The organism is Pseudalkalibacillus sp. A8 (assembly GCF_045920555.1).
In the GTDB taxonomy this organism is placed as follows: Bacteria; Bacillota; Bacilli; order Bacillales; family Fictibacillaceae; genus Pseudalkalibacillus.
This window is the reverse complement of record NZ_CP174509.1, coordinates 4552478-4572603: the sequence shown is the minus strand read 5'-3', so window position 1 is coordinate 4572603 and position 20126 is coordinate 4552478. Positions and strand designations below refer to the sequence as shown.

The following is a 20126-nucleotide window of genomic DNA, read 5'->3' as shown; positions in this document are numbered from 1 at the left end:
TTCATGGCATTCATTCAATGTGACTTTTATTCGGAAGCTTTGCAGTGTTCCACTTCAATACATGTGATTTTACCACAGCCGGTGGGGTTGCTGGATCCGGATGAAGCTGTTCAGGGGAAAATATACCCGACACTCTATCTGTTACATGGGCTCTCGGATGACCATACGGTCTGGAGCAGGCGCACTTCCATAGAACGTTATGCGGAATCTTATGGGATTGCGGTTGTCATGCCTGCTGTAGGCAGAAGCTTTTATACGGATATGGAATATGGACATGATTATTTCACTTTCATCAGTCATGAGCTTCCTAAGGCGGCGCGATCGATGTTTCCATTGTCTTCGGCAAGAAAAGACAACTATATTGCAGGGCTTTCCATGGGCGGCTATGGCGCATTGAAAACGGCAATGCGTCATCCGGAAAAATTCCGAGCAGCTGCAAGTCTTTCAGGTGCGGTGGATATACTGGAAAGACTACCTGATTTCCCAAAGGATTTTGCAGCGATTTTCGGTGACAGGCCTGTTGAAGGCAGTGACGACGACCTGTTTCATTTAGCAACGCAATTGGCGCAGAGTGAATCACCCAAACCATTTATATATTTAAATTGCGAAGCGGAAGATCATCTTTATGCATCGAACCTTCGTTTTCGCGATCATTGTAAAGGGATTGTATTGGATATCATGTATGAAGAGTTCCCTGGGAATCATGAATGGGGTTATTGGGATCAGCACATTCAGAGAGTGTTGGAGTTGTTTTTCAAGAGATAGATAATTAGCAAGCGGTAGGATGTGAAGGTTATGGCAACGATTAAAGATGTAGCAAAACGTGCAGGAGTGGCGGTATCGACAGCTTCTTATGCACTGAACAATATCGATAAAATCAGTCCCGATACGAAGAGGAAAGTGATCGAAGCAGCCAAAGAGCTGAACTATCAGAAGAACGGCATCGCATCAGACTTGAAAAGGACGAAGACGAACACGATCGCTTTGATTTTGAGCGATTTGTCAGGTCCTTATTATTCTGAGCTGATCAATGGGGTTCAAACCGTCGCGATGACAAACGGTTATGACTTGATAGCCTGTAATTCAATGGGGGACACACAATCCACGGCAGTCAAGTTTTTAAAAGAAAAACGGGTCGATGGTGTCATCATTTTAGCCCATAACATCAGTGACGAAACGATTTTAGAATCTGCGCGTGAAGGATTTCCGATTGTCGTATTGGATCGGCACTTGAATCATAACCATGTATTGCAGGTCGAAGTCGACAACTGGCAGGGCGGGTTCTTAGCTACGGAACATTTGATTGAAAAAGGACACCGTAAGATTGCGTTCATCAGTGGTCCTAGCAATTCTCATGACAATTCGCTGAGATTCCGTGGATATGAGGCCGCCATAGAAAAGCACGGCCTGCCGTATGCCCCTAAATGGAAAATCTCCGGTGATTTCACACGTGAGAGCGGTTATCGGGCGACAAAAATGTTGATTGCGCAGAATGATTTACCTGAGGGAATCTTTTATGCAAACGATGAAATGGCGATCGGTGGACTGCAGGCATTCAAGGAAAAAGGCATACGGGTGCCCGAAGATGTTTCGATCGTCGGTTTTGATGACATTCAGTTGTCCGAGTTCGTTTCGCCCCCATTGACGACGATCCGGCAGCCGAAATACGAAGCAGGTGCGCTTGCGGTGCACTTGATTTTCCAGCAGCTGTCCAAGGAAAAAGTAGAGCCATATTACAAGCTGTCAACCGAGCTGATAGAAAGAGAATCAATTAGGGAAAGAAAATAATTCGAGAGAGAATGATGTTGAGTCATTCTCTCTTTTTTCTTTTAGAATAAGGTTATATGACTAGTTGAAAACGCATTTTAGATGCGTTTTCTTTTTTTCTAGACTGCCCTGCGTTCATATCCATGCATGTAGTAGATTTCGCCTTTTCACTGTCAGCTTTACACCCATGCTTGATAGTATATTTACACTATCGAAGGTAATACTAGTGTGCAGTGAAAAGGCGGGATGAATAATTACATTCAGGTGGTGTAAGAAATGGAAGAGAAAATGTTGGCCATCCAAATAGACGGAAAAGAATTTAATGCAAAAGAGGGTCAATCCATATTTGAAGTCGCTAAATCACAAAGTGACCTTTACATTCCGGGTATATGTTCCTATCAACCTGATCTAGGTATCGGTGTCATTCAAACTTGTGATACGTGTATGGTCGATGTTGATGGTGAAATCGTGCGGGCATGTGCGACTAAGGTAGAATCAGAGATGAAGGTATCTACGTTGTCTGATCGGGCGAAAGCTGCACAATTAGAGGGGATGCAACGAATCTTAAAAAACCACGAATTATACTGCACTGTGTGTGACAACAACAATGGTAATTGTGAAGTCCACAATACAGCGGAACATCTAGGGATCGAACATCAAAAATATGAATTTACCCCGAAGCCATATCCACCTGATAATTCTCATCCCTTTTATCGATATGAACCTGACCAATGTATATTATGCGGCTTATGTGTAGAAGCCTGCCAGGATTTACAAGTGAGTGAAGTGTTAAGCATCGATTGGGAGCGTAAAGAACCTCGTGTCATTTGGGATGACGATGTACCGATCGATGATTCCTCATGTGTATCCTGCGGACATTGTGTCACTGTCTGTCCTTGTAATGCATTGATGGAAAAGTCGATGCTTGGAGAAGCCGGTTACATGACGTCGATTCCCAAAGACATTCTTGAGCCTATGATTGATTTGACCAAAGAAGTAGAGCCCAGCTATAAGCAAATTTTCACGATTTCCAATATAGAAGCAACAATGCGTAAAGACCGTATAAAACGGACAAAAACGGTATGCACATATTGCGGTGTCGGGTGCAGCTTCGAGATTTGGTCAAAAGGCCGCGACATCCTAAAGGTACAACCTGAGCCGGAAGCACCGGTAAATGGCATTTCTACGTGTGTCAAAGGAAAATTCGGATGGGATTTTGTGAACAGTGAGGATAGATTGACGAAACCTTTGATCCGGAAAGGGGATACTTTTGTAGAAGCGAGCTGGGAGGAAGCGCTTAGCCTCATTGCGTCGAAACTTTCCGAAATAAAGGATGAACATGGACCTGATGCTCTTGGATTCATCGCTTCATCAAAATGTTCGAACGAAGAAAATTATCTATTTCAGAAACTTTCACGAGCCGTTTTTGGCACCAATAACGTGGATAATTGTTCGCGTTACTGCCAATCACCTGCTACAGCAGGCCTGATGAGGACTGTCGGACTCGGTGGAGATTCAGGTACAATTCGTGATATTGCCACCGCAGAATTGGTGTTCGTCATTGGAGCCAACCTGGGAGAATCCCATCCAGTCCTCGCCACCAGAGTGAAGCGTGCACATAAGCTTTTTGGCCAGAAACTGATTGTTGCTGATTTAAGAAAAAATGACCTGGCTCAACTAGCAGATCATTACTTCCATCCAAACCCAGGGACCGATTTAGTGCTGATATCTGCAGTAACGAAATATATAATTGACCAGGGCTGGGAAGACAAAGGATTTTTGGAAAACCGGGTGAACGGTTATGTAGACTATGTCAAAACTCTTGAAAAATACACGCTTGATTACGCAGAAGAAGTTACCGGAATAACGAAAGACGATATCATCAAACTGGCAACGTATATCCATGAAGCTGACAGTGTTTGTATCCTGTGGGCAATGGGAGTGACGCAACACATGGGTGGGACTGAAACAAGCACAGCCATTTCAAATTTGTTGTTGATTACCGGGAATTATGGCAGACCGGGAACTGGCGCTTATCCGTTACGTGGCCACAACAATGTACAGGGTGCTTGCGATTTCGGTACAATGCCAGCCTGGTTCCCGGGCTATGAGCCGGTAGAAAACGATCTAGTGAGAGCTCGATACGAGAAAGCTTGGGATGTTACGTTACCAAAGAACCCAGGATTAGACAACCATCAGATTGTCGAGGCCATACAAGATGGTAAAGTCAAGGGTATGTACCTGTTTGGAGAAGAAATGGGATTGGTCGACTCGAACATCAATTACGTCCATGAAGCGTTGGAAAAGTTGGAGTTTTTTGTGGTCCAGGATATCTTTTTCTCCAAAACAGCCCAGTTTGCCGATGTAGTTTTACCTGCTGCTCCAAGCCTTGAAAAAGATGGAACGTTCACCAATACAGAGCGCAGGATCCAACGGTTTTATCAAGTATTTGATCCTCGTGGAGACTGCAAACCTGATTGGTTGATCTTTCAGGAAGTTGCGAATCGCCTAGGGGCTGATTGGAACTATAAGAATCCCGGAGAAATAATGGATGAAGCAGCCAGTCTTGCAACAATGTTTGCAGGTGTGAGCTATGATCGTCTGGGAGGGTGGAACAGCCAGGTTTGGCCTGTAGCGCCAGATGGGAGCGATACACCTCTGTTATATACGGATACATTCGGATTTCCGGACGGAAAAGCAAGATTGATTCCGGCAGAGTGGAGGGAGCCTTTTAAAGCGGGTAAAGAGTATGACTTGCACCTGAACAATGGACGTTTGCTTGAACACTTTCACGAAGGCAACATGACCTATAAGTCGAAGGGGATCACTCATAAAGTGCCAAATCCATGGCTGGAAGTTTCTCCTGAACTTGCAAACGAACGGAATATAAAAACGGGGGCGTTTGTTCGGCTCGTTTCTCCATACGGTGAAGTCAACGTCAGGGTCTGGGTTACAGAACATGTAAAAGGAAATGAATTGTATTTGACGATGAATTCGAGAGAAGAATTAGAAGCCGTAAACAAGTTGACCAGCAGTTATCACGACGTAACTACCCATACGCCGAATTATAAAGAAATGCAGGTCAAAATGGAGATCCTCGATCAAGTCGGCGAATCACCTCTGCCTAAAGAGAATCATCGTTTTGGAAATCGTCAACCTCACATAGGTGTCGAGATAGAAAAGAAATGGAACCGATCTGATTATGTTCCGGTTTCCAAGATGATTGAAAAGGAGGTTATCATCGATGGCGAAAGCGATCAAGCAAATTGAAAAAAACAACTCCAATACGGTGGAAGAAAGCACACAGGCGCTCAACAGTTTAATGGAAATGACTGCTAAAAACCGAGAAGCATTAGGAAGTCTTCTGGAAATCCTTCAAGAACTGCATCAATCGGAAATTCTCGACATGATAAAAGGGTTCCTGAAAACAAGAGACCAAATTGGAGTCCTTGCTATCGGAGAACTAAACCAGCCTGGTATGCACCGGATCATCAAAAACGGAATCAATGCGGTCGAATTTTTAGCCGAACTTGATCCAGAGCAACTAAAAATCATGTTGAATGGGATTAATGAAGGACTTAAGAAGTCGGCTGAAAATATGGATAAGAAAGAAAATGTTAGTTTATTGAGGCTGACGAAACTAATGCGTGATCCAGATGTCCAGCGGTCCCTCACCTTCATGATGAATTTTATGGTAGGCATGGGACAGGCAATCGAGAAAAAAACCTTGCATTAGAACAAGATATCTAAGGGGGGGTTCCAATTGAAAACCAAATCAATTGCATTCAAACAGATGAATACAAAAACGGATGCAGACACAATAAGTAAAGTTTTACATGATGTTTGGGGTGTACGACAAGTCGAAGTGAATTTAGATACGCAAGAGGCGACTGTATCGTACAATGAAAATGCTGCCTCCTTTGAAGATTTTCAACAAGCGGTCGTTGATGCCGGTTTTGAAATTGAAAATCCCATTGACATCGTGAAAAAAGAGTGACCCAAGGAAGGATGATTTAGTTGCCAAGAACGTGTGAAGTTTGCGGACGAGTAGAAAAAGAAGAAACAGAAGAATCCAGCTATGAAATACTAGTTGTATGTGAGGATTGTCAACTAGACCTTCAAAAGGATTGATTTATGAATCGAACGAAAAGGGATGGCCCGAAAAGGAACTATCCCTTTTTTGGTATAGAGATAATTTTTATTAAGGAGAGCATTTGTAGAAATAATCTCATTTCATTTCAAAATTCTTTCTTTAAAGTGATTCTACAAAAAACAGCCACTTCATAAGCCTCCAGCCTTCCAATTCTCTAAGCCTTAAGCCGTATTGGAATCCCCTTCCAGAGCCAGTTACTGTCTCCTTTTCCAGTGGTTACAATTAACGGTGCAGCTTAATGAAAACGAAGAAAGGGGAGAGGACATGAATTCATTGATCAGATTCAGTCTCAAAAATGTTGCAGCTATTTTAATCATTACTTTTTTAATCATTCTCGGAGGCCTTTATGCAATAACCAACCTCCGTATCGAAATGTTTCCGGATATTGAAGATCCGACGTTGACGGTAGAAGTTGTGTATCCAGGAGCATCGCCAGACGATGTGAACAGAAATGTCACGGGCAAACTTGAGGAACAGTTCAATTCGCTGGAAGGATTGAAGACATTAGAAAGTTCATCATATGAAAGCTTTGCACTGCTCTCATTGAATTTTCCGCATAATACTGACCTTGATAAAAAAGAACAGCAAATAAACAAATTGATTGAGGAAGCGAATTTAGAAGATTCCGTTCAAACGGATGTCAAACGCTTTTCCATGGATATGATTCCGATTTATGATATCTCTATTTTTGCTAAGGGGGATACTGACCTGGATGCTTATCTCGAAAATGAAATCATTCCTGATATCAAAAAAATATCAGGGATAAATGATGTTGAGGTTTCTGGTCAAAAGGATCGCCTTGTCCAAATCACCGTTGATCAGGAAAAAGCTTTACTGAATGGTCTGACGCTGGATAGTATCCAAAAACAAATCAATGAAAAATACTTTTCATATCCTGCGGGTCAAGTGAAAGCCGATGAGTTCCAGATACCGGTCCGTGTTGAGCAGGAAATTGAAACGACCGAAGAACTTGAAAATCTGCAGCTGGCTACCCAACTGGATCAGCAACAAGCTAATCCCAACCCGATTTTATTGAAAGATATCGCCTCTATCGAGGAAGTGACTGATCAGGCTGAGATGACGAGGTATAATCTGATGGATTCGTTATCTATGATGATTACGAAAAAACAGGACGCGAACACTGTTGAAGTCGCTGATCAAGTGACGGAGGTTTTAAAAGAACATGAAAAGAAAATTGATTATTATATAGGGTTTGATACTGCAAAAGGTGTTAAGGATTCTGTACACACCCTTATACGTGAAGGGTTACTGGGAGCATTATTTGCATCGCTCGCCGTATTGCTTTTCTTAAGGAACATCAGGGCGACAATCATCGCCATTATATCCATCCCGTTCTCATTGCTGTTTTCATCCATCTTCCTATTGCAGCTGGGAATATCGTTGAACATGATGACGTTAGGTGGTATGGCTGTAGCAGTCGGGAGGGTCGTTGATGACAGCATTGTCGTAATCGAAAACATTTTCAGGCGTGTTCGAAAATCGCCTGACAAAAAAATCACCAATGAAATCATCACAGATTCGACGAAAGAGATTTTCAAAGCGATCGTCTCTTCAACCCTAACCACAATCGTAGTCTTTTTACCGCTTGGTTTAGTTGAAGGGGATACAGGAGGATTTTTCCTGCCGTTTGCCCTGGCAATAACATTTGCACTCATCGCTTCGCTCTTGATCTCGATCACACTTGTACCTATCCTGGCGAAATATTCGTTCAAAAAAGCACCGAAGGAAGAAAAGGAAGGGACATTGCAAAGGATGTATGGAAAAGTGATCGAACGTTCCCTTAACCATAAAGTGACCGCAATCCTGCTTTCATTTTTACTTTTAGGCGGCTCATTTTCCCTTGTGCCATCGCTTGGATTCACGTTCATCCCGAATGAGGAACAAAAGATATTGAATGCGACGATCGAACTTCCAGCAACCACATCAATGGAACGGACGAATGAAGTATCGCTTCAAATGGAAGAGATGTTCATCGATAAAAGAGAAATTGGAAATGTAACCGCAGCCGTAGGAAGTAAAGATTTCTTCACAGGTTTGAAGAAAGAAAACAAAGCAACCTACTATTTGACGTTGAGGGACGACACTGATGTTACTGAATTTCTTGAAGAGATTCGCACGGATATGGAAGTGATCATGGATGCTGAAGCGGAAGAAGGTGAATTCAATGTAATGGAATTCACAGCAAGCGGACCGCCAACAAACAATGCTGTGTCGATCGATCTTTATTCCACTGATCTAGATAAATTACAAACCGCAGCGCTAGAAGTTGAATCCTATATGAATGGTAACGACGACCTTAAAGACATTACCAACAATTTTTCTGAAAAACAGAAGCAATACCTCGTCGAGATTGATTCTGAACAGGCTAGTGAAAAAGGGATTGCAGGCATGCAGATACTAGGAATGATTACAGATCAGACCAGACCCGTCCAGATTGGTGAATTGAACTTAAATGATGAAAACAAAACTGTTCAATTATCTTATGAAGACACCTTGACTGCTGAAGCTCTAGAAGAGATGGAAGTCTACAGTCCACAAGGTACGGTGAAATTGAATGAGATTGCTGACATTAAGGAAACGGACAGTTACACAGCGATTCAAAAACTGGATGGAAAAGTCTTTGCTCGTGTAACCGGTCATGTGAAAGGGAACGATGTCCAGGCTGTTACGAATGAAGTAGTCAACGGCGTAAAAACGGAAATTGAGCTTCCAGATGGCGTTTCTTTTGAAAGCGGTGGTGGAAGTGAAGAGACGGCAGGGGAGTTCCAGCAAATGGGGATTGCAATGATAGCTGCTATGGGACTTGTTTATTTGACGATGCTCATTACATTTGGAAAAGCGCGAATCCCTGTTATCATCTTATCGTCGCTTATTTTCGTGCCGATCGGTTCTTTTACAGCTTTGTATTTCGCAAAAGAACCTCTATCAATCAGTGTTATGATCGGATTCTTGATGTTGATCGGCATTGTTGTAACCAATGCGATTGTTTTGACTGACAGAATCACAAGGAATCGTGATGAAAAAGGCATGAGTGTCCGTGAAGCATTGATTGAAGCTGGAAAAACTCGTCTAAGACCGATTTTAATGACTGCTTTAGCAACGATTGCGGCTTTGACCCCGCTTGCTTTCACAACATCAACCGGTACGTTCATTTCAAAAGGATTGGCCTTGACGGTAATTGGTGGTTTGACTTCTTCTACTTTATTGACATTGATTTTAATACCAGTCCTCTATGAGGTGTTCTTTTTCAGACATAGTAAAAAAGAACGGACGAACACGCACGAGCTTTCAGTTTAGACGGAATCATTCTCGATCAGGCTTATTCTAACTCAAGAAAAGGAAAATCATTTTTACCGATATTTTCCCACTGCACCAAGTGTTACTCAGGGTTAAATGATACGGATATGCAAACATTAAGAAGGCATAAAACCTTCAATAAAGGAGATAGATGCATGAAAAAACGTATCCTAACCCTGGGTCTTACAGCATTTCTATCAGCTGGGATGCTAGCTGGATGTAATATGGATGACACAGGTCAAGAAAACGAAGAAGGTATGCAATACAACACGGTAAGGTATGATCGTACAGATGACGGGGCGAGAGTCCGTCAGAATAATCGTTTCACACCGATTTGGGGGAACGATCGAGGTTTCCAGTACTATACACCAAATACTCAAGGTCCTTATGGCCAGCAATATGGCGGTGGGTTCCAAAGCGCGCGGCCAGATATCCAGCAACCTGGTACTCAGCAGCCTGGTGATACCGCTCAACAGCCTGGCGATACGGGTCAACAAACTGGTGCTGGAACAATGAGCGAAGTTGAAAAGAAAGTCATTGAATTGACGAACCAAGAAAGAGCGAAGAATGGCTTGCCTGCGTTAAAAGGTGATAGAGAAATTGCTCAAGTCGCTCAGAAAAAGTCAAATGATATGGCAAACAAAGGATACTTCTCCCACAACTCACCGACCTACGGATCACCTTTCCAGATGATGAAGCAGAATGGTGTCGATTATCAATCTGCAGCTGAGAACATTGCAGCAGGACAACAATCACCTGAAGAAGTTGTTCGACAATGGATGAACAGTCCTAGTCACCGACGGAACATCATGGATGCCAAGCTGACACACATTGGAGTTGGACATACAGATGGCGGTCAACATGGTGAGTATTGGACACAGATGTTCACTCAGCAGTAAAGTTGAAGTGTCAAGTCTCTCTTTAAAGAGAGCGCTTGGCACTTTTTAATTACATATATCCTAATATTATCCCGCCTAGTGCCCCTGTCACTACTACAACCCATGGCGGGAGCTTGTAGTAAACCAGCATGCTGAACAAAACAGCTGCAAATGCAAAATCGATGGATGAGGTTACTGAACTCGTCCAAATCGGCTGATAAAAGGCAGCAATCAGAATTCCTACCACAGCAGCATTTACACCAAGTAATGCACCTTTCATTTTTCGATTTTTCCTTAAGCTGTCCCAGAATGGAAGTGCTCCGAAAATCAAAAGGAATGCTGGCAGGAAGATTGCCACAGTGGCGAGCAACCCGCCTTTCCAACCATTGATCACAGCTCCTAGATAAGCTGCGAACGTAAAGAGTGGTCCGGGAACAGCCTGGGCTGCACCATAACCCGCAAGGAATTCTTGCTCACTCAACCATCCAGTCGGCACGAATTCGCGTTCCAATAGAGGTAAAACGACATGTCCACCGCCAAACACTAGCGCACCTGATCTATAAAAACTGTCAAACATGGCAATCCAATCAGCACCGGTAATTTCCCTTAAAAATGGAAGTAAAGCTAAGAGTCCAAAGAAAAGAATAATACAAACAGTCGCAAATCGTTTTGATAACGGTAGTCCAAAATGTTCGGTGTCCTCTTCGCTTTTTTTATTGAATAGGAACAAGCCGACAATTGCAGCAGCTACTATGATACCTACTTGCGTAAACGTGGTTTGCCAAATAAGTGTAATGATGACTGCAAGCAAGGCAATGGTTTTCCGACTGATATCTGGTGTAAGTTTCGATGCCATTCCGATAATCGCATGAGCGACTACTGCAACGGCCACTAGTTTCAATCCTTGAATCCAACCTGCGTCTGCAATATCCAGTTCTTTTAAAAGGAGTGCAAACAAAATCAGGGCGATGACAGAAGGCATGGTGAATCCTAGAAATGCAATAAATCCACCGAGCGCGCCTCCCCGGGCGACACCAATTCCGATTCCGACCTGGCTGCTCGCAGGTCCCGGGAGGAACTGACACAAGGCAACAAGATCGGCATAAGTGCGTTCGTCAATCCATCTTCGCCTCCGTACATATTCTTCGTGAAAATAGCCTAAATGCGCTATAGGGCCGCCGAATGAGGAAACACCTAAACGCAAGGATATGAGGAAAATCTCCAATAATGTTTTCATGATTCAAGCTCCCTTCTTAGTCGTAGATCTCTTTAAACAATTCATAAGCACGATTTCTTGCTTCATCCAGAACAGTTTCACCTGCTTCAGTCGTGGTGTAATACTTTCTGATTTTACCTTCCACATTGCGATCTTCCTTCACTAACAAGCCATCTTTCTCCATCGAATGAAGTATAGGATACAACGTTCCTGCGCTGATATCATAACCATGCTCCTGCAACTCTTCGACCATCCAGGCTCCGTATATCGGATGCTCTTTCGCATGGTGTAAAATATGGATCTGAATGAAACCTAAGAACAGTTTCCGTAACACTTTATCGGTCATATCTAACTACCACCTCCAAAAATCGAATATCAATATCGATAATCGAAATCGAAAATCTATATCATGATAACAATATTCTTTTCTTCTGTAAATGATATAACTTCATTTTTGATCTGGAAAGTTAGGCTAGACTATTTGGATGCTATCCCCGTTTAGGTTTTGTTCAACGTATTTGAAAAGATGTACATATGTCATCCTAAATGTTCAATAAATCGGGATAGTTGTACATACATCATCGGAAATGTTCAATAAAACTGAAAAGATGTACATAAATTGCTTTTTACCATACAAAAAAGGTGCTGGACATTCAGTCCAACACCTTCTTCTTAGTGGTTTGCCATTTTAGCACCGGCTTTATTGTAGACAGCTAATTGCTCGATCAATTTATGGCTATCTGCATTCAACCCGATGATTTCCACTTTTGTGCCATTTTGTTTGTATTTCAATACGATTTTATCGATAGCTCCAACTGCGGAATCATCCCAGCAATGAGCATATGAAAAGTCGACGATTACAGTTTCCACTTCATCTTTAAAATCAAACTTGGATACGAAATCTGTAACAGAGGCAAAGAATAGTTGTCCTCTAACTTCGTACGTTTTCGTATTCAAGTGTTGTTCGATTTTCGTATCGACATGTACTTTCGAAATCTTAGCAGCAAAGAAGATTGCGCTCAGGATAACCCCTGCAAGCACTCCTTTAGAAAGATCGTGAGTCACTACGACTGTCACAACGGTCACGATCATAACTGCTGCATCTGTTTTCGGCATAACATGCAATTTTGTCAATGATGACCAATCGAATGTTCCGATCGAAACCATAATCATGACGCCGACCAATGCAGCCATCGGAATTTGCACGAGTACATTGTTGAATACAAGAATCAATAACATGAGTACAATTCCTGCAACGAGAGTCGATAGTCTGCCTCGACCACCAGATTTGACGTTGATGACGGATTGTCCGATCATCGCACATCCAGCCATACCACCGAAAAATCCAGCAACGATGTTCGCTGCTCCCTGGCCTTTCGCTTCTTTATTCTTATCACTTTCCGTATCTGTCATATCATCGACGATCTGAGCTGTCAACAGGGATTCAAGCAACCCTACGATTGCCAATGCGAATGAATAAGGGAAAATGATTTTCAGCGTTTCAAAGTTAAGCGGAATTTCAGGAATCAAGAACATAGGCAAGGCTTGCGTCAGCTGTCCCATATCTCCAACTGTTCGTACACCTACACCTGACGTGACCGCAATTACTGTCATGACGATGATTGCGATAAGTGGCGACGGAACAGCCTTCGTAAACTTCGGTAAAATATAAATGATGGCTAAAGCACCTGCGACCATTGCATACATGATCCAAGTTTCACCTATAAAATGTGGGAGCTGAGCCATGAAAATCAAAATCGCCAGAGCATTGACGAAACCTACCATGACGGATTTAGGAATAAATTTCATCATTTTTCCAAGTTTCAATACGCCCATCAAAACCTGTATGATACCAGTCAATACGGTTGCAGCCAGTAAATATTGCAATCCATGGTCGGCAACTAGTGTCACCATAAGCAAAGCCATTGCACCTGTAGCAGCAGAGATCATTCCTGGTCTACCACCCATAAAAGCAATGACAACTGAGATACAAAACGATGCATATAGACCGACCATCGGATCTACCCCAGCTATGATTGAAAAGGCGATCGCTTCAGGAATCAAAGCGAGTGCAACGACAATACCGGCAAGAACATCTCCTCGGACGTTGCTAAACCATTCTTGTTGTAATTTTTGTACGTTCAAAGACTTAATACACCTCTCTATTTGTATATTTTTAATATTAATGACTTTCAACTCTCATGAAAGTCGGAGCCGTTGTGAACATATGGATTATAACATCGTTTCATATAGGAACGTTAATCCCGAGAAAACGCATTCTTCTCTTCAATACTTCGATTATCGAGCAAATACTTCGATTAAAAGGGTTATATTAAAAATTTGTGTGAAAGTTAAAGTTAGAAAATTGTAAATTTATATAAAAAGTGAGAAAATTAATATATCATAAATCGCTTTTTGTTAGGAGGAGATCATGTTTACCAAAATTCTACTTGCATCCGATGGATCTGATCATGCAATGAGGGCAGCAGAAAAAGCGAGTTTCATCGCACAGTGTGACGAAACGGCAAAGGTGACAGTTGTCTATGTAATTGATGGTGCAACTTCAAAAACAGATGTTTTATCTGAGGGAAGCAAGGAAGCGATCGAAGAAAAACGCAAAAGAAGGCTACAAAACACTGAAGAAATCTTGATAAACAATAATGTCCCATACGAAATAAAGGTCCTTAAGGGCGAACCAGGACCATCGATTGTAAAATATGCAAACGAAAATTTGTTTAATCTGGTTGTTATCGGCAGCAGAGGACTGAATACGTTCCAGGAAATGGTGCTGGGGAGTGTCAGCCATAAAGTTGCAAAAAGAGCGCAGTGTCCCGTCATGATTGTGAAGTAGTTTCACATTGTTCAGTATGTATATAAATATAAAATAAAGGGGTAGACATATACCCCTCTATCTTACCAACAGCCCAAGCCACCACTACAAAAGCCGAAGCGGCGTCTTCTTCTTCTTATAGGAAATGCTGCTCCTACTATGACAAGAAGGATGAACAGTATGATGATCAGAACCGCCAATTTTCTTGAATCGATACCTCCAACTAAATCACTCATGAAAAAACCTCCTTATTACCATAAGATAGTACTATCCTATGCTTGTACAATAAGGCTTGTTTGGGTAATTGGACGAGCGCATTGAAAATTGGTCATAAGCCTCTCATTTCTATCTAAAGGGCTACTACTCCCCAAGCTTCTAAGATTGAACAGTATTAAAATAGTCCTAAAATACGGCACTATAACGAATTCTATGTCATCTATCCATTTCATATCTTTTCAAATGAAGATATCAAAAAAGAGAGAGGTTTTGCCATGCAAATCACATCTCCAAATCTGGCGGGTCAGGTGGTCACGAAGTCAGACCGATTAATTCGAAAGCCAACTGAGTATACAATGATCGGAAAAGGGAGAAGTGCGTTCGTTTTCAAGGATGAAAGAAGTGAACACGCTGTAAAAGTATTTTTCGATCAATTTGCAGATTTAGCACAGCAGGAAGGCGATATTTATAAAAAGCTAGAGGAATGTTCGTACTTCCCAACGATTCATGAAGTAGGACCGAATTATATTGTAATGGAGTATATAGAAGGAAATACGTTTTATGAATGCTTGCAAAAAGGCATTCCGATTACCGACGAAATGATAGAGAAAGTAGATGAAGCGCTGGATTTTGCACGCTCAATGGGCTTGAATCCATCGGATATCCATCTGCGAAACCTTATATTGACAAATGAAGGTAAGGTGAAAGTCATTGATGTCGTCCGATTCACCCAAAAGAAGAAATGTCGGCAATGGGATGATCTGAAACGTGGATACTACCGTTATTATAAAAAGATTTTCTTGAAAAAAATACCGAAGTTGATCATTGAACTTGTGGCCTTTTATTATAAAAAAGTGATTTTGCCATTCCGTGCAAAAGAAATGACTGAATGATCAGAGACGTTAATCCTTATTAGCGTCTTTTTTACATTTAAAGAAAGTATAAAATACTTTCTTCAATATAAGCGCACAAGTTTATAGCTTCGAAAGCAACGCATCGCACGAAGGAAAAGTATTTGCTTTTTCGAGGAACTAAGGCTCGACGTTCACAAGGCTTGGCCTCGCTAAGTTTTCTTTACACCTCGTGGCATAAGCGCAACTAAGGCTTAATCTACGCTAAAGCTTGATTTCGCCAAGTTTTCTTTATTTGCATAACTCTTCTAACGGCTACAAAACCTATGACTATGAAATGTTAGAGGAGCTGTTCTATGATGAAGAAATTGATGATCGTATTATTTTCGCTTTCACTTGCCTTGACGGCTTGCGCTGGAAATAACAATAATAACCCTGGCGCGAATGAGACTCAGCAAAACTCGGAAGCGAATCCGCATCCAAAACCTGAATCGGATGCTAAGATCCAAAAGGTGGATCCGAAAGATACCCAACATGGGAAGATGCAAATTGAAACAATTGGATTCCTTGAGCCGATTGATCCTAATAAAGCAGTCAATGAGGTCAAAGAGGTAGGGAAACATTTATCCAATGTCGCTTTCTTCAGCTATCAGGTCAAAGCTGACGGTAGTCTTACCCCTATCAAGGACGAAGCTGCGATTGCGGAAGTGAAGAAGGCTGGCGGTACTCCGATGATGGTACTTACCAACTTTACAGAGGGAAATTTCTCCCCGGATGTTGCCCACTCGATTTTTACAGACAAAAAAGCGAATAAAGCGCTGATCCAAAACGTGTTGAATACGATGAAAGAAAAGGGATATGAAGCGTTGAACATTGACTTTGAGCATATCCGTGAAAAGGATCGCAAGCTGTATAACGGATTTCTCGACACGATTCTCCCACAAGTAAGAAAAGCAGGTTACACAGTTTCTACTGCACTCGCTCCAAAAACAAGTGATGAACAAGCGGGTCCATGGCATGGGGCGCATGATTATAAGCGTCACGGAGAGCTAGCGGACTATGTCATTCTGATGACTTATGAATGGGGCTGGTCGGGTGGTCCTCCGATGGCGGTTTCCCCGATTCCTCAGATGAGACAAGTAGTCGAATATGCCTTATCAAAAATTCCACCTGAAAAAATTGTTATGGGGGCACCACTCTATGGCTATGATTGGACACTACCTTATAAAAAGGGCGGTAAGTTTGCAAAACGCTTATCTCCAAAAGAGGCTGCAGATCTAGCTATTAAGGAAAATGTTGAAGTCCAATTTGATAACAAATCCCAGGCACCACATTTCAACTATAAAGACGACCAAGGAAAAAAGCATGAAGTTTGGTTCGAAAATGAACAGAGCATGCAAGCGAAGTTCAATTTGGTGAAGGAGTACAAACTCCGAGGCATTGCTTATTGGGTTCTTGGAGAAGACTTCCCAGAAAACTGGACGATGCTGGAAGATCAATTTACGATCAAGAAGAAGTGAACAATTCCCTTAAAAAAGGTGGCCTAAATGGTCACCTTCTTTCACATGAAAAATCCGATGGCGGCAAACGTAACACTAACTATTACGGATGATACGACATAAATAACAGCACGTCTCACCTGTTGTGCCTGTATCATTTCAAGAGCTTCTATACTGAAGGTTGAAAACGTCGTGTACGCTCCGCAAAATCCGATACCAAAAAAAGCCCAGACCCATTCAGAAAGTTGTTGAGAAAAGAAAAGATTCGCAAGGATACCAAGGATAAAAGAGCCTGTTATGTTAGCGATCCAAATTCCGTTGATAATTCTGTGTTTGGGTAAGGCCATGCCAATCCAGAATCTTGTGGCTGCACCTAGTGCTCCACCAATACCAATCAATGCGATCATCGGAGGCTACCACCTTTCTCTTTCTTGTAGCCAGCAAGTTTATAGCCGATGTACGCCAATCCAATACCGGCAAAGACGCTTATCAGAATATATGTAATTGCTGTCATAATCATCTGCTGTTCTAGTAGTTGGATTGTCTCAACAGAAAATGTAGAAAACGTGGTGAAAGACCCGGTAAAACCGGTTCCAACCAGTAAAGGGATTTCTGGCCATATTTTTTTTCTTTTTATTATGAATGCGGTGAACCAGCCAAGAAAAAGACACCCGATCAAGTTGACCGATAAAGTACCGATCGGAAAGCCGTTCTCCATATACAACCATTCACCTAACATATATCTGCTGATCGAACCGAGAAATCCTCCGATCATAACAAGTAAGAGATTCAAATTCGTGCACCTCATTCACTTATGAAGGACTTTTGTAAAATACTAACCTTAATGTATCATAATGTGTGGAATTTCAGTAATTAACTGTTGCGTATATAAGTATATACTTATATAATGATTTAAGGTTGGAGGTGAATCCGAATGGAGACCACGATGCTTGAAACGGAGAAGGCTGCTCAAATTTTAAAATTGCTAGGCGATAAAACCCGTCTTACGATGATCGCTCTAGTCAATGAGCAGGACTGTTGTGTTTGTGAATTCGTCGAGATTTTAAAAATGAGTCAACCAGCAATCAGCCAACACCTCAGAAAATTAAGGGATACTGGATTGGTAAAGGAACAACGAAGAGGGCAATGGATCTTTTATTCCATTAACAAAGAGTTTGAAGGTTATTCTATGATTAAAGAAATTTTAAAACATGTCCCTGATGGTGCCCATCATTTCGAGGCACTTGAAAAAGCAGGGCTTCGTATTCGTTGCACTTGAAGAAAGTATCTATACTTTTCTTCAGTATAAGTGCAACTAAGGCGAAATCTAAGCTAAAGCTTGATTTCGCCAAGTTTTCTTTACGAAAATTGGAGGTTTTGAATTGTTATCGGTCATTTTAGCATTATTCATATTTATCGTTACATTAGTTCTCGTCATTTGGCAGCCGAAAGGATTGGGGATCGGCTGGTCAGCCTGCGGGGGTGCCATTCTAGCCCTACTTGTAGGAGTCGTAGATTTTGGTGATGTGATAGCCGTTACCGATATCGTTTGGAATGCGACACTCGCCTTCATTGCAATCATCATTATTTCCTTGATTCTAGATGAAATCGGTTTTTTCGAGTGGTCAGCATTGCATATGGCTAGGATCGCGCAAGGAAACGGGCTGAAGATGTTCGTCTATGTGACGATTCTCGGGTCGATTGTGGCCGCATTCTTCGCCAATGATGGCGCAGCATTGATCCTGACTCCGATTGTCCTTGCGATGGTAAGAGCCCTCAATTTTAAAGAACGGATGATATTGCCGTTCATCATGGCCAGCGGTTTCATTGCAGATACGACATCCTTACCTTTGATTGTAAGTAATCTGGTGAATATTGTATCGGCAGATGTGTTTGACATCGGATTTGTGGAATATGCTTCCCGCATGATCGTGCCGAACTTTTTCGCAATCGGGGCAAGCATTCTGGTCTTGTATCTGTATTTCAAAAAAGACATTCCAGCTAATTATGACTTAAGTCAACTGAAAAAACCAGTGGAAGCGATCAAGGATCATAAGATGTTCCATCTTTCCTGGCTGATACTAGCAATACTCTTGATTGGCTATTTTGTGAGTGAATTTTTCGGGATTCCAGTGTCGATCATTGCAGGTGTCGTAGCTATCTTCTTCCTGTTTATGGCACAAAAGAGTCCGGCTGTCGCAACAAGGAAAGTGATAAAAGGAGCGCCATGGGCAATCGTCTTTTTCTCAATCGGTATGTATGTCGTCGTTTACGGTTTGCGGAATGAAGGTTTGACGGATGTATTGGCGGCTGTCATTGAAGCAGCAGCTGATCAAGGCTTATTCGTTGCAACCATTTCCATGGGATTCATTGCTGCGATTCTTTCATCGATTATGAACAATATGCCGACTGTCATGATTGATGCCCTGGCCATTCAAGACACAACGACATCAGGTACAATTCGTGAAGCGTTGATTTATGCCAATGTCATCGGATCCGATTTAGGACCAAAAATAACACCGATCGGTTCACTGGCAACATTGTTATGGCTTCATGTTCTTTCGTTGAAAGGAGTCAAAATCTCCTGGGGTTATTATTTCAAAATCGGTATAATCCTTACAATACCGACATTGTTCATCACCCTGACCGGACTATACATCTGGTTGTTGATCATATCTTAGGCATTGTTAAATATGAAGATGACATTTTGAACGAAAGTCGCGACACTCCTGCGGGAAAAGCGAGCCAGGCGAGACCCCACAGCGATTTAAGGATCTTCGAGTATAATAATGAACTTCGACTAAGTACCACCACGTCCTATGGTGAACGTCGAAGTCAGTACATCCTGTGCAAGTGAGTGAGGAGGCTTGCGGATCGCCCGCGGAAAGGGAGTGACTTTCGCAAAAATCAACAATCAAGAATAACAAGACCCGAATCTAAAAAACATTTAAAAGGAGTTATGTAAAATGTCTAAACCAATCATCTATTTCCTATGTACCGGAAACTCATGCCGCAGTCAGATGGCTGAAGGGTTCGGAAAAAAATATCTTGGGGACCGATTTGAGGTTCATTCAGCCGGAATAGAAGCGCACGGCTTGAATCCGAATGCAGTGAAAGCAATGGAAGAAGCCGATATCGATATCACCGATCAAACATCTGATATCATTGATCCGGAATTGTTGAACAAAGCGGATTTTGTCGTTACGCTATGTGGAGATGCAAACGATAAGTGCCCGATGACACCCCCTCATGTAAAACGGGACCATTGGGGATTCGACGACCCTGCAAAAGCTGAAGGCACAGAAGAAGAAAAGTGGGCATTTTTCCAACGTGTACGTGATGAAATCAGTGAACGGATCCAGAAGTTTGCAAAAGAGGAAAAGTGATTTTTAAAGGCG

At 42.1% G+C, this 20126-nt stretch carries 19 protein-coding genes; 13 read left to right on the top strand and 6 right to left on the bottom strand.

The annotated features are described in order from the left end of the window. Nucleotides 1-3: 3 nt before the first annotated feature. From ACJROX_RS23505 to ACJROX_RS23475, 7 genes are all read left to right on the top strand, one after another. Nucleotides 4-765, top strand: a complete 762-nt coding sequence (locus tag ACJROX_RS23505; protein ID WP_408007629.1) for an alpha/beta hydrolase — start codon at nt 4-6, stop codon at nt 763-765. Nucleotides 766-795: 30 nt separating this feature from the next. Further along, complete coding sequence (locus tag ACJROX_RS23500) at nt 796-1788, top strand: LacI family DNA-binding transcriptional regulator (RefSeq protein ID WP_408007628.1); 993 nt, start codon at nt 796-798, stop codon at nt 1786-1788. A 255-nt stretch (nt 1789-2043) separates the two neighbouring features. Then, a complete protein-coding gene (fdhF, locus tag ACJROX_RS23495) occupies nt 2044-5037 on the top strand; it encodes a formate dehydrogenase subunit alpha (protein WP_408007627.1) in 2994 nt (997 codons plus the stop codon). Continuing rightward, complete coding sequence (locus tag ACJROX_RS23490; RefSeq protein ID WP_408007626.1) at nt 5012-5503, top strand: DUF1641 domain-containing protein; 492 nt, start codon at nt 5012-5014, stop codon at nt 5501-5503. The genes fdhF and ACJROX_RS23490 overlap by 26 nt, the downstream gene beginning before the upstream one ends. A gap of 27 nt (nt 5504-5530) precedes the next feature. After that, nucleotides 5531-5764 carry a heavy-metal-associated domain-containing protein gene (locus tag ACJROX_RS23485; RefSeq protein ID WP_408007625.1) on the top strand — a complete coding sequence of 78 codons (234 nt, stop codon included), beginning with the start codon at nt 5531-5533 and terminating at the stop codon, nt 5762-5764. 420 nt (nt 5765-6184) lie between these two features. Continuing rightward, nucleotides 6185-9238 (top strand): efflux RND transporter permease subunit, encoded by a 3054-nt coding sequence (locus ACJROX_RS23480; protein WP_408007624.1) that lies wholly within the window; start codon nt 6185-6187, stop codon nt 9236-9238. A 155-nt stretch (nt 9239-9393) separates the two neighbouring features. Beyond that, entirely contained in the window at nt 9394-10137 is a 744-nt protein-coding gene (locus ACJROX_RS23475) for a CAP domain-containing protein (RefSeq protein WP_408007623.1), read from the top strand. 49 nt (nt 10138-10186) lie between these two features. On the opposite strand, the gene chrA is transcribed toward ACJROX_RS23475, so the two are convergent. From chrA to ACJROX_RS23460, 3 genes are all read right to left on the bottom strand, one after another. Beyond that, nucleotides 10187-11353, bottom strand: a complete 1167-nt coding sequence (chrA, locus tag ACJROX_RS23470; protein ID WP_408007622.1) for a chromate efflux transporter — start codon at nt 11351-11353, stop codon at nt 10187-10189. A 16-nt stretch (nt 11354-11369) separates the two neighbouring features. Beyond that, nucleotides 11370-11678, bottom strand: a complete 309-nt coding sequence (locus ACJROX_RS23465; protein ID WP_408007621.1) for a PadR family transcriptional regulator — start codon at nt 11676-11678, stop codon at nt 11370-11372. Nucleotides 11679-12004: 326 nt separating this feature from the next. Further along, nucleotides 12005-13477 (bottom strand): SulP family inorganic anion transporter, encoded by a 1473-nt coding sequence (locus ACJROX_RS23460; protein WP_408007620.1) that lies wholly within the window; start codon nt 13475-13477, stop codon nt 12005-12007. A gap of 286 nt (nt 13478-13763) precedes the next feature. Between ACJROX_RS23460 and ACJROX_RS23455 the strand changes: the two genes are divergently transcribed. Then, nucleotides 13764-14183 (top strand): universal stress protein, encoded by a 420-nt coding sequence (locus ACJROX_RS23455; protein ID WP_408007619.1) that lies wholly within the window; start codon nt 13764-13766, stop codon nt 14181-14183. A 62-nt stretch (nt 14184-14245) separates the two neighbouring features. On the opposite strand, the gene ACJROX_RS23450 is transcribed toward ACJROX_RS23455, so the two are convergent. Further along, nucleotides 14246-14398, bottom strand: a complete 153-nt coding sequence (locus ACJROX_RS23450) for a YjcZ family sporulation protein (protein WP_408007618.1) — start codon at nt 14396-14398, stop codon at nt 14246-14248. 255 nt (nt 14399-14653) lie between these two features. On the opposite strand from ACJROX_RS23450, the gene ACJROX_RS23445 reads away from it, so the two are divergent. Next, nucleotides 14654-15271 (top strand): protein kinase family protein, encoded by a 618-nt coding sequence (locus ACJROX_RS23445; RefSeq protein WP_408007617.1) that lies wholly within the window; start codon nt 14654-14656, stop codon nt 15269-15271. Nucleotides 15272-15585: 314 nt separating this feature from the next. Further along, on the top strand, nt 15586-16749 hold the full coding sequence (locus ACJROX_RS23440) for a glycosyl hydrolase family 18 protein (RefSeq protein ID WP_408007615.1): 1164 nt from the start codon (nt 15586-15588) through the stop codon (nt 16747-16749). Nucleotides 16750-16790: 41 nt separating this feature from the next. Here the strand turns inward: ACJROX_RS23440 and crcB (ACJROX_RS23435) are convergent, their stop codons facing one another. Together crcB (ACJROX_RS23435) and crcB (ACJROX_RS23430) are read right to left on the bottom strand one after the other, a co-directional pair. Next, nucleotides 16791-17135, bottom strand: a complete 345-nt coding sequence (crcB, locus tag ACJROX_RS23435; protein WP_408007614.1) for a fluoride efflux transporter CrcB — start codon at nt 17133-17135, stop codon at nt 16791-16793. Continuing rightward, nucleotides 17132-17521, bottom strand: a complete 390-nt coding sequence (gene crcB, locus ACJROX_RS23430) for a fluoride efflux transporter CrcB (RefSeq protein ID WP_408007613.1) — start codon at nt 17519-17521, stop codon at nt 17132-17134. Before crcB (ACJROX_RS23430) ends, crcB (ACJROX_RS23435) begins: the two co-directional genes overlap by 4 nt. A gap of 141 nt (nt 17522-17662) precedes the next feature. Between crcB (ACJROX_RS23430) and ACJROX_RS23425 the strand changes: the two genes are divergently transcribed. From ACJROX_RS23425 to arsC, 3 genes are all read left to right on the top strand, one after another. Then, the gene (locus ACJROX_RS23425; protein WP_408007612.1) at nt 17663-18007 is read left to right on the top strand and encodes an ArsR/SmtB family transcription factor; all 345 of its coding nucleotides are present in this window, start codon (nt 17663-17665) and stop codon (nt 18005-18007) included. A gap of 103 nt (nt 18008-18110) precedes the next feature. Continuing rightward, a complete protein-coding gene (locus ACJROX_RS23420; RefSeq protein WP_408007611.1) occupies nt 18111-19409 on the top strand; it encodes an arsenic transporter in 1299 nt (432 codons plus the stop codon). 285 nt (nt 19410-19694) lie between these two features. Continuing rightward, nucleotides 19695-20114: an arsenate reductase (thioredoxin) gene (arsC, locus tag ACJROX_RS23415; RefSeq protein ID WP_408007610.1), complete on the top strand. Its 420-nt coding sequence runs from the start codon at nt 19695-19697 to the stop codon at nt 20112-20114. The last annotated feature ends 12 nt before the right edge of the window (nt 20115-20126 follow it).